The sequence below is a fragment of the Achromobacter sp. Marseille-Q0513 genome (genome assembly GCF_018195695.1).
Classification (GTDB): domain Bacteria; phylum Pseudomonadota; class Gammaproteobacteria; order Burkholderiales; family Burkholderiaceae_B; genus Achromobacter.
This window is the reverse complement of sequence record NZ_JAGTJY010000211.1, coordinates 1-9,863: the sequence shown is the minus strand read 5'-3', so window position 1 is coordinate 9,863 and position 9,863 is coordinate 1. Positions and strand designations below refer to the sequence as shown.

The 9,863-nt window shown below is 68.7% G+C and carries 8 protein-coding genes; 4 read left to right on the top strand and 4 right to left on the bottom strand.

Annotated features, from left to right (window positions below; all coding sequences use genetic code 11):
- Positions 1–183: 183 nt before the first annotated feature.
- The 3 genes from KDH83_RS27040 (at position 184) to KDH83_RS27030 (ending at position 4,077) form a co-directional block, all read left to right on the top strand.
- The gene (locus KDH83_RS27040; RefSeq protein WP_212321367.1) at positions 184–912 is read left to right on the top strand and encodes a FadR/GntR family transcriptional regulator; all 729 of its coding nucleotides are present in this window, start codon (positions 184–186) and stop codon (positions 910–912) included.
- A 163-nt stretch (positions 913–1,075) separates the two neighbouring features.
- A complete protein-coding gene (locus KDH83_RS27035; protein ID WP_212321365.1) occupies positions 1,076–2,971 on the top strand; it encodes an LTA synthase family protein in 1,896 nt (631 codons plus the stop codon).
- Positions 2,972–3,162: 191 nt separating this feature from the next.
- Positions 3,163–4,077, top strand: coding sequence for an acyltransferase (locus KDH83_RS27030; protein WP_349291679.1), 915 nt, complete (start codon positions 3,163–3,165; stop codon positions 4,075–4,077).
- Between the two features lie 13 nt (positions 4,078–4,090).
- On the opposite strand, the gene fahA is transcribed toward KDH83_RS27030, so the two are convergent.
- Both fahA and hmgA read right to left on the bottom strand, forming a co-directional pair.
- The gene (fahA, locus tag KDH83_RS27025) at positions 4,091–5,410 is read right to left on the bottom strand and encodes a fumarylacetoacetase (protein WP_212321355.1); all 1,320 of its coding nucleotides are present in this window, start codon (positions 5,408–5,410) and stop codon (positions 4,091–4,093) included.
- Positions 5,411–5,527: 117 nt separating this feature from the next.
- Complete coding sequence (gene hmgA, locus KDH83_RS27020; RefSeq protein WP_212321354.1) at positions 5,528–6,826, bottom strand: homogentisate 1,2-dioxygenase; 1,299 nt, start codon at positions 6,824–6,826, stop codon at positions 5,528–5,530.
- A gap of 145 nt (positions 6,827–6,971) precedes the next feature.
- Between hmgA and KDH83_RS27015 the strand changes: the two genes are divergently transcribed.
- Positions 6,972–7,880 (top strand): LysR family transcriptional regulator, encoded by a 909-nt coding sequence (locus tag KDH83_RS27015; protein WP_212321353.1) that lies wholly within the window; start codon positions 6,972–6,974, stop codon positions 7,878–7,880.
- A 60-nt stretch (positions 7,881–7,940) separates the two neighbouring features.
- Here KDH83_RS27015 and KDH83_RS27010 read toward each other — a convergent pair whose 3' ends face one another.
- Both KDH83_RS27010 and KDH83_RS27005 read right to left on the bottom strand, forming a co-directional pair.
- Positions 7,941–8,138 carry a DUF2783 domain-containing protein gene (locus KDH83_RS27010; RefSeq protein ID WP_212321352.1) on the bottom strand — a complete coding sequence of 66 codons (198 nt, stop codon included), beginning with the start codon at positions 8,136–8,138 and terminating at the stop codon, positions 7,941–7,943.
- A gap of 18 nt (positions 8,139–8,156) precedes the next feature.
- A complete protein-coding gene (locus tag KDH83_RS27005) occupies positions 8,157–9,836 on the bottom strand; it encodes an FAD-dependent oxidoreductase (RefSeq protein ID WP_212321351.1) in 1,680 nt (559 codons plus the stop codon).
- Positions 9,837–9,863 lie beyond the last annotated feature (27 nt).

Sequence of the window (9,863 nt, the reverse complement as noted above, 5' to 3'; positions counted from 1 at the left end):
TCTCTTTGTTTTTTTTACGCTCCGCCGCCACCACCGGAACCCACCAGTGGGGGTCCCGTGGGCACCGTAAGATGTGAAAAAGCCCCCGCCGGGGCGGCCCCCCCGCCCGCCACCCAATGTCCCCCGCCCCCTAATCCCCGCCGGCCCTCCCCACCGCGAGCCACCGCAGGCAGACTCCTCCGGATGAATGCACCCGCCGATATCCCCGCACCGCTGCCGCGTCGGCCACGCAACCTGGCCCAGGGCCTGGTCGAGAGCTTTTCCGAACGCATCCGTGGCGGCCAGATCCGGCCCGGCGAGAAACTGCCCACCGAATCCGAGCTGATGCGGCAATTCGGCGTCAGCCGCACCGTGGTGCGCGAAGCGCTGTCGCGCCTGCAGGCCTCGGGCCTGGTCGAAACCCATCACGGCGTGGGCACCTACGCGCTGGAGCCGAGCGGCGGCGATGATTTCCGCATCGATCCGGCCGACATCGCCACGTCGCGCGATGTGATGGTGCTGCTGGAACTGCGCATCTGCCTGGAAAGCGAGGCCGCCGGCCTGGCCGCGGCGCGGCGCAGCCAGGCGCAGCTCGATGCCATGCGGCAGGCGCTGGACGCATTCCAGCGGGCGCTGGACGGCGACGGCGACACCATCACGCCCGATTTCCAGTTCCACCTGCTGATCGCCCAGGCCACAGAGAACCGCTATTTCGCTGACCTCATGTCCCATCTGGGTTCGGCCATCATTCCGCGCACCCGCATCAATTCCGCCCGGTTCGCCCAGGAAGACCGGTCCGTCTACCTGGCGCGCGTGCAGCGGGAACACGAGGATATCTACGGCGCGATCCTGCATCAGGACGCCGAAGCCGCTCGGGCCGCCATGCGCACGCACCTCGGCAACAGCCGGGAGCGCCTGCGCCGCGCGCAATAGAAAGGTCTTCGACCATGCCGCGCTCGCCAACGGCTGAAGCCGGATTGCGTTACGCTTGGCCCGTTTTCAATTCCCTACGGCGGGACGGCATGGCTTTGCCTATCAGATACAGCGGCGCGGACGGTTCCGCGCGGACCCCGATCGCGACCCGGAGGGCCGTCCGATGCGCCGCCTGACCCTGAGATTCATCCTGGCGGTGCTGGCGCTGCTGACGCTCAGCCGCCTGGGCCTGGCCTTCTGGCAGTGGGACCGCGTGCAGGCCGCCGGCGGCCTGGGTCCGCTGCTGATCGGCGGCCTGCGCATCGATGTGTGCCTGCTGTCCATGGTGATCGCGCTGCCCGCGGTGTTCTCGCCGTGGTTCGGCCACCGCGCCTGGGCCGCGCGCGCGACCGCCTGGTGGTTCCGCGTCTGGTGGATGCTGTACGTGCTGCTGGAAGTGTCCACGCCGCAGTTCATCGCCGAATATGACACGCGCCCGAACCGCCTGTACTTCATCTATCTGCTGAACCCGAAGGAAGTCGGGGCCATGCTGTGGCAGGGCTACAAGGGCGTGCTGCTGGCCGCGCTGGTCGTGCTGCTGGTGGCGGCCTGGCTGTCGGTCAGGCTGTTCCCGACGCGCGTGCGCGATCCGTTCATGCCCTGGTGGAAGCGGCCGCTGGCGTCGCTGCTGATCCTGGCGCTGGTGGTGCTGGGCGCGCGCGGCACGCTGGAGCATCGCCCCATCAACCCGGCCAAGGTGGCGTACAGCTCCGATTCGCTGATGAACGCGCTGGCGCTCAATTCGCTCTACAGCGTGTTCGACGCCGCCTACCGCATGCGCGACGAGCGCTCGTCGGCGGCCATGTATCCGAAGATGGCGGTGGACGAGATGAACGCCATCGTGCACGCCAAGGCCGGCATGGACGGCCCGCCGCTGGATCCGCGCTATCCCAGCCTGCACGAGCAGAAGGCCAGCGTGCGCCGCGACAAGCCGCTGAACCTGGTCATCATCCTGCAGGAAAGCCTGGGCGCGCAGTATGTGGGCAGCCTGGGCGGGCGCGATCTCACGCCCAATATCGACCGGCTGGGCAAGGAAGGCTGGATGTTCCACCGCGCCTACGCCACCGGCACGCGCTCGGTGCGCGGCATCGAGGCCGTGACGGCGGGCTTCCTGCCCAGCGTGGCCGACGCGGTGGTGAAGCTGCCGCGCTCGCAGACCGGCTTCTTCACGCTGGCGCAGGTGCTGGGCAAGCATGGCTACCAGTCGCGCTTCGTGTACGGCGGCGAGGCGCACTTCGACAATATGCGCGCCTTCTTCCTGGGCAACGGCTTCAACGAAGTGGTGGACCGTCCCAAGTTCGTGAATCCGGTGTTCGAGGGATCCTGGGGCGCGTCCGACGAGGACATGTTCAACCAGGTAGACCGGCTGTTGCGCGCGGACGGCGACAAGCCGGTGTTCACGCTGGCCTTCTCGGTCAGCAACCATTCGCCCTGGGAATACCCCGCCGGCCGCATCCAGCCGGTGGGCGATCCCGCCAGCGTGGACAACACCGTGCGCTACGCCGACTGGGCGCTGGGGCAGTTCTTCGACAAGGCGCGCCAGGCGCCGTACTGGAACAACACCGTGTTCCTGGTGATCGCCGACCATGATTCGCGCGTCTACGGCTCCATTCCCGTGCCGGTGCGGCATTTCCAGATCCCCGCGCTGATCCTGGGCGCGGGCATCGCGCCGCGGCAGGACGAGCGGCTGGTCAGCCAGATCGACATGGGGCCCACGCTGCTGTCGCTGATTGGCCTGGACAACGTCAACCCCATGCTGGGCGCCGACCTGACGCAGCGCGATCCGAACCGCGCGCTGATGCAGTACGCTGACAACTTCGGCTACCTGCAGGGCGACAAGCTGCTGGTGCTGGAGCCGGCCAAGGCGCCGCGCGAATTCAGGTATCGCGCCGCGCCGGTCGGACAGGACGAGACCTATGAACCGGTGGAACCGGCGGATGAGGCCCTGTCCAAGGAGGCGCTGGCGCACGCGCTGTGGGCCAGCTGGGTCTACCGAGAGGAAAAATACCGTCTGCCTTGATTTCCCCCAGATGGCGCCTGAGACCGGCTTGATCCTGCGCAAGCCGGCCGCAGGCGCGCCCTCGCACACTGGCGCTCATGACTTTTCCTGATCCTCTTCCCGATCCGGTGCACGCCCGCGCCGCGGATGCGCCTGAAGCCTCCGAGGCATCCGCATCCAGGCCGGCCGCGCGGCGGCATCGCCCCTGGCCGGTGCCTCGCGGCCGCCTGGCCTGGCTGACCGGCGTGTTCAGCACGCTGCTGCTCAGTGCCAGCACGCTGTTCTGGTGCCTGCTGCTGTTCCCCCTGGCCCTGCTGAAGCTGCTGCTGCCTTTCGCGGCGGTCCGACGGCGCATCGATCCGCTGCTCAATGGCATCGCCACGGCCTGGGTCAGCTGTCACAGCTGCTGGTTCGAGCGTATCCAGCGCGCGCCCTGGGACGTGCAGGGCAATACCGACCTGCGTTACGCGGATTGGTACCTGGTCAATTGCAATCACCAGTCCTGGGTGGACATCTTCGTGCTGCAAGCCACGCTCAATCGGCGCATTCCGCTGCTGAAGTTCTTTCTCAAGCAGCAGCTCATCTATGTGCCGGTGATCGGGCTGGCGTGGTGGGCGCTGGATTTCCCGTTCATGAAGCGCCACGGCAAGGCCGACCTGCGCCGCAATCCGGCCCTGGGACGCCAGGACCAGGAGGCCGCCCGGCGCGCGTGCGAGAAGTTCTCGCTGGTGCCGACCAGCGTGATGATCTTCGCCGAAGGCACCCGTTTTTCGGAGGCCAAGCGCGATGCCCAGGGGGCGCCATACCGCCATCTGCTCAAGCCCAAGGCGGGCGGGCTGGCGGTGGCGCTCAATGCCATGGGCGCGCGTTTCCGTTCGATGATCGACGTCACCATCGCCTATCCGGATGGCGCGCCCAGCTTCTGGGACCTGGCCTGCGGCCGCGCGGGCACGGTGCGGGTGCGCATGCGCCAGCTGCCCGTGCCGCCGGCCTTCTGCGAAGCCGACTACAGCCGCGACAAGGCGTTCCGCGCGGAATTCCACCACTGGCTGGGCCAGCAGTGGCAGGCCAAGGACGAGGAAATCGAGGGCTTGACGGCGCGGGACGCCGCCAAGCCTCGATCCTGATGACGCGCGCGGCTTACGCGCGCGCCGGCAGCACCGTGCCCGCGCTTTCGCCGAAGCCGATGCGCGGATAGCCCGCCTTCACGCATTCGGCGCGCATGAGGATCTGGTCGCCGTCCTGCAGGAAGGTGCGCTTCTCGCCCCACGGCAGGTCGATCGGCGTCTTGCCGCCCTGGGTCAGCTCCAGCAGCGAGCCGGCCTCGGCGGGCAGCGGACCGGACAGCGTGCCGGTGCCCAGCATGTCGCCCGGTTGCAGATTGCAGCCATTGACCGTGTGGTGCGTGATCAGCTGCGCCACGTTCCAGTAGGCGTCGCGGAAGTTGCTGGCCGACAGCGGCGCCGGCGCCTGCTTTTCGGCGCGCGACTTCTCGGTGGTCAGCAGCACCTGCATGCGCACGTCGAAGGCGCCCTTGGCGCGGTTCGCGTCCGAGGACAGGTAGGGCATGGGCTGCGGGTCGGACGCGGCGCGGTTCCACTGCGTGCGGAACGGCTCCAGCGCTTCCATGGTCACGATCCACGGCGAGATCGTCGAGGCGAAGTTCTTGGCCAGGAAGGGGCCCAGCGGCTGGTATTCCCAGGCCTGGATGTCGCGCGCCGACCAGTCGTTCAAGATGCACAGGCCGAACACGTGCGATTCGGCGTCGGCCAGCGCGATGCGGTCGCCCTGGGCGTTGCCGGTGCCTACGAAGATACCCAGTTCCAGTTCATAGTCCAGGCGCGAGCAGGGGCCGAATTGCGGCGCCTCGCCCTCGTTCAGCGGGCGGGTCTGGCCGACCGGGCGCGCGAATTTCTGGTCCACGCCGATGCTGGAGGCGCGCCCGTGATAGCCGATGGGCACCCACTTGTAGTTCGGCAGCAGCGGATTGTCGGGACGGAACTGCTTGCCCACGGCGGTGGCGTGGTGCAGCGAGATATAGAAGTCGGTGTAGTCGCCGATGCGGGCGGGCGTGGCGTACTCGGCGTCGGCCTGGGCCACCAGCAGCGGCTCGATGGTCGCGCGCAGCGCGGCGCCTTCGCGCAGGGCACGCGACAGCGCCAGGCGCAGCGCGCTCCAGTGCGGCTGGCCCAGCGCCATCAGCGCGTTCAGGCTGTCGCCCGCGCAGGCGGCCAGCGCTTCGGCGGCCTTGTCTTCGAAGGGTTTTTGGGCGGCCAGCGCGGCCAGGTCCAGGATCTGGTCGCCGATCGCGACGCCGGGGCGGAAGGCTTCCTGCGAGCCCTTGCGGCGGAACGACGCGTAGGGCAGGTTCTGCACCGGGAAATCCGTGGTCTCGCTGTTGGCGCTGGCGATCCAGCTCTTCAGGGACGGGTCGTGGGTCTCGTTGATCGTCGTGCTCATGGTCGGGATGTCTCTTGCGATGTGGTTATGGGTGGGGCCGGGCGGCGGAAAATCCAAAAGCCAAACGGCGATGAGCTTGCGCTCATCGCCGCGGGCGCGCGAGGCGGTGCCTGCGCGTTACGCCTTGCTCGGATCGAAGTGCTTCTTGATGTCCTGCCAGCAGCGGTAGTAGTCGCCCTGCAATTCTACCGAGGCCAGGGCCTGGGCGGTCGGGCGGATCACGCGGCGCGTCTCGAACATGAAGGCCATGGTGTCGCGGATGTAATGCGCCGCGCTGGTGTCGGCGTGCGAGGCCTTTTCAAAGGTCTCGGCGTCCGGGCCGTGGCCGCTCATGCAGTTGTGCAGGCTGGCGCCGCCGGGCGCGAAGCCATCGGCCTTGGCGTCGTACACGCCCTGGATCAGGCCCATGAATTCGCTGGCGATGTTGCGGTGGAACCAGGGCGGACGGAAGGTGTTTTCCATCGCCAGGATGCGCGGCGGGAAGATGGCGAAGTCCATGTTGGCCGTGCCCGGGGTGTCGGACGGAGCGGTCAGCACCGTGAAGATCGACGGATCGGGATGGTCGTAGCTGATCGAACCGATCGTGTTGAAGTTGCGCAGGTCGTACTTGTAGGGCGCGTGCGTGCCGTGCCAGGCCACCACGTCCAGCGGCGAATGGCCGATGGACGCGCGCCAGAAGCCGCCGGTGAACTTGGCGATCAGCTCGAAGTCGCCTTCCACGTCTTCATACCAGGCCACGGGCGTCTTGAAGTCGCGCACATTGGCCAGGCAGTTCGAGCCGATGGGCCCCAGTTCCGGCAGGCGCAGCGCCGCGCCGAAGTTCTCCAGCATGTAGCCGCGCGCGGTGTCGTCGAGCAGCTCGACGCGGAAGCGCACGCCGCGCGGGATGACCGCGATCTCCAGCGGCTCCAGGTCGATCAGGCCCAGCTCGGTGGCCAGGCGCAGGCGGCCCTGTTGCGGCACCAGCATCAGTTCGCCGTCGGCGTTGTAGAAATAGCGGCCCTTCATGCTCCGGTTGGCCGCGTACAGGTGGATGCCCACGCCGCCCTGTTCGTCGGGGCCGCCGTTGCCGCCGAAGGTCTTCACGCCGTCGAGGAAATCGGTGGGCGCGGTCGGGATCGGCAGGGGGCTCCAGCGCAGCTGGTTGGGCGTGACGGGGCCTTCGCCGAAGGTGCTCAGCCAGCCGGCGGCGCCGTCATGGCGCTCGAACGGCTTGTGTTGCGCGCCGGGGCGGATGCGGTACAGCCAGGAACGGCGGTTCTCGGCGCGCGGCGCGGTGAAGGCGGTGCCGGACAGCTGCTCGGCGTACAGGCCGTAGGGGCACTGCTGCGGCGAGTTGCGGCCTTGCGGCAGGGCGCCGGGCAGCGCCTCGGTGGCGCAGTCGTTGCCGAAGCCGGTCTGGTATTGCAGTTCCATGGAATCCTCCTGGTGGCGGCGCGCGGTGCATGGCCGCGCGGTCCGGACTGTAGTGGTCGATACGCCATTTTCGGAAAAATCCCCCCATCAGGCTACGGGAATGTAAAAATAGAGACTATAAATCTTGTGAATAGTAGGGGGCGTGATGGCCGGCTTGCGCGACGTGGACCTGAATCTGCTGCTGCTGTTCCAGCATCTGCTGGAGGACCGCAACATCTCTTCCGTCGCGCGCCGGCTGGACCTGTCCCAGCCCGCCGTCAGCAATGCCTTGCGCCGCCTGCGGCAGGCGTTCGGCGACGAGCTGTTCGTGCGCACCGCCCAGGGCATGCAGCCCACGCCGCGCGCGCAGCGCCTGGCGGCGCCGGTGAGCGAGGCGCTGGCGCTGCTGGCCGGGGCCTTGCAGGATCAGGACGCCTTCGCTCCGGCCGCCAGCACGCGGCGGTTCCGCGTGGCCATGACCGACGTGGGCGAGATCCATTTCATGCCGCGCCTGATCGAGGTCTGCGCCCAGGTCGCGCCGCAGGCGCGCATCGATTCGGTGCGCATGCAGGGCGCGGAGCTGGCTCGGGAAATGGAGGCCGGGCGGGTGGACCTGGCCATCGGCGCGTTCGACGACATGGGGGCGGGCGTGATGCAGCGCATGCTGTTCCGCCAGGGCTATGCCACGCTGTTCCGCCAGGCGCATCCCACGGCGCACGCCGGCATGGGCCTGAAGGCGTTTCGCGCCGAGCGCCACCTGATCGTGTCGCGCGCCGCGCCCTATGGGCAGGTGAACCAGTCGATGGAGCGCGCCGGCCTGGACATGGCCGAGCACTTCAGCGTGCCGCATTTTTCGGCGGTGCCGTACATCGTCAGCACGACGAACCTGCTGGCCACCGTGCCCGAAAAGCTGGCCGCCAGCGCGGCGCCGCCCTTCGGTCTGCGCTTCCTGACGCCGCCGCTGAAGGTGCCGGCCTTGCAGACCAATATGTACTGGCAGCGCCGCTATGACCGCGACGGCGGCAATCTCTGGCTGCGCGGCTTGATTGTGGACGCCTTCGCGGTGGGGCGGTAGTCCGCGCGCGAAATGGAACGGGACCGCCGCCGCGTTGCGCGGCAGCGGTCCCGTGGGCGCTCAGGCGGGCATGACGGAGGCGCGCGCCTGCCGCAGCGCCTCGCGCAGCACGTCCATGTCGCCCAGGTGGTTGGCCAGCAGCAGGATCAGCGCCGCGTTCAGTTCCTGGCTCTGCTCCAGGCTCAGGTCGCGGTGCGTGTCGATCAGCGCCTCGTAGAAATCATCGGGCGCGGCCAGATTGGTGTCGGTGATCAGCATGTTCTTGTCTCCTGTGGCTCAGGCGCGGCCGATGGCGCGGTTCAGCGCGGCCGCGACGGCGACGCCGTCGAAGGCGCGCCAGCGCGCCGCGATGTGCTGGTCGGGACGGATCAGGTAGGCGGTGCCGGGCCGTGCGTCATAGCGGGATGCCAGCAGGCCTTCGGCGTCACTCACCACCGTGACGTCGGCCGGCACGCCGGAGGCGTCGCATTGCGGACCGGCGACCAGCACGGCCTTGACCGGCACCGGCGCCAGGCGCAGCGCGGCCAGCGCGCGCAGCGTGGCGGCGTCGGGCGATTGATCCGGGCAGAACAGCGCCAGCACGAAATCGCCGTCCAGCTGCGACAGCCACCAGCCCGGCTCGCCGCCGGCTCGCACCGGCGCGTCCAGCGCCACGGCGCCGGGCCGCATGCGGCCGGAGAAGGCCGCGGTGTCCGGCGTGTTCAGCGGCGAATCGGCGTAGGTCGCGGGTAGCGACAGGCGGCCGCTGTTGACCAGCGAGCGCGCGAAGGGATGGGTCTTGGCCAGGTTCAGCACCGCGTTGCGGAAGCTGCGGCTGATCTCGCTCTTGGGCGTGATGAAATCGGTGGCGCGCGACGAGTTCAGGATGTTCTCGTCGGCGGCGTGCTCGCGCTCGGCGCTGTAGGTGTCGATCAGCGTTTCGGGCGCCAGGCCGTCGGTCACCAGCTTGAGCTTCCAGGCCAGGTTCTCGGCGTCCTGCACGCCGCTGTTGGCGCCGCGCGCGCCGAACGGCGAGACGCGGTGCGCCGAGTCGCCGGCGAAGACCACGCGGCCATGGCGGAACGCGTCCATGCGCTCGCAGGCGAAGGTGTAGACGCTGACCCATTCCAGGTCGAACTGTGTGTCGGGCCCGAGCAGGGCGCGGATGCGCGGCAGCACGTTCTCGGGCTTGACCGCCTCGACGGGATCGGCGTTCCAGCCCAGCTGGAAGTCGATGCGCCAGACGTTGTCCGGCTGCATGTGCAGCAGCACGGACTGGTTGGGGTGGAAGGGCGGGTCGAACCAGAACCAGCGCTCGGCCGGGAAGTCGGCCTTCATCTTCACGTCGGCGATCAGGAAGCGGTCGCGGAAGATGCGGCCGTGGCTTTCCTGGCCGATCAGCTTGCGCACCGGCGAGCGCGCGCCGTCGCAGGCGATCAGCCAGTCGGCGCGCAGCGTGTAGGGGCCTTCGGGCGTCTCGATGCTGACGGCCACGCCGCCGGCGTCCTGTTCCAGGCCGGCGACCTTGTTTTTCCAGCGCAGGTCGATGTTCGGCTCGGCGCGGGCCTGCTCGTACAGGAAGCCCTCGGCGTAGTACTGCTGCAGGTTGATGAAGGCCGGGCGGCGGTGGCCGGGCTCGGGCAGCAGGTCGAAGCGCCAGACTTCCTGCTCGCGGAAGAAGACCTTGCCGACGTTCCAGGACACGCCCTTGTCGGTCATGCGCTGGCCCACGCCCAGGCGGTCCCAGATTTCCAGCGTGCGCTTGGAGAAGCAGATGGCGCGCGAGCCGGTCGACAGCCGGTAATCGTCGTCCAGCACCACCACGCGCAGGCCGCGGCGGGCCAGGTCCAGCGCGGTGGTCAGCCCGACCGGGCCGGCGCCCACCACCACCACGGGGTGCCGGGCGGGCGCGCCGGCGTCCTGCTCGGCGCGCTTCTCATAGGCGAACTCCATCGCCTGGTAGTCGATGTCTCCCACGGTTGTCTCCTGTGTGGGGTCTTGTTT

Bases quoted from the DNA above. Each gene is read 5' to 3' on its own strand.
- KDH83_RS27040 (WP_212321367.1), top strand. From the start codon at position 184: ATGAATGCACCCGCCGATATCCCCGCACCGCTGCCGCGTCGGCCACGC.
- KDH83_RS27035 (WP_212321365.1), top strand. From the start codon at position 1,076: ATGCGCCGCCTGACCCTGAGATTCATCCTGGCGGTGCTGGCGCTGCTG.
- fahA (WP_212321355.1), bottom strand. From the start codon at position 5,410: ATGAGCACGACGATCAACGAGACCCACGACCCGTCCCTGAAGAGCTGG.
- hmgA (WP_212321354.1), bottom strand. From the start codon at position 6,826: ATGGAACTGCAATACCAGACCGGCTTCGGCAACGACTGCGCCACCGAG.
- KDH83_RS27015 (WP_212321353.1), top strand. From the start codon at position 6,972: ATGGCCGGCTTGCGCGACGTGGACCTGAATCTGCTGCTGCTGTTCCAG.
- KDH83_RS27010 (WP_212321352.1), bottom strand. From the start codon at position 8,138: ATGCTGATCACCGACACCAATCTGGCCGCGCCCGATGATTTCTACGAG.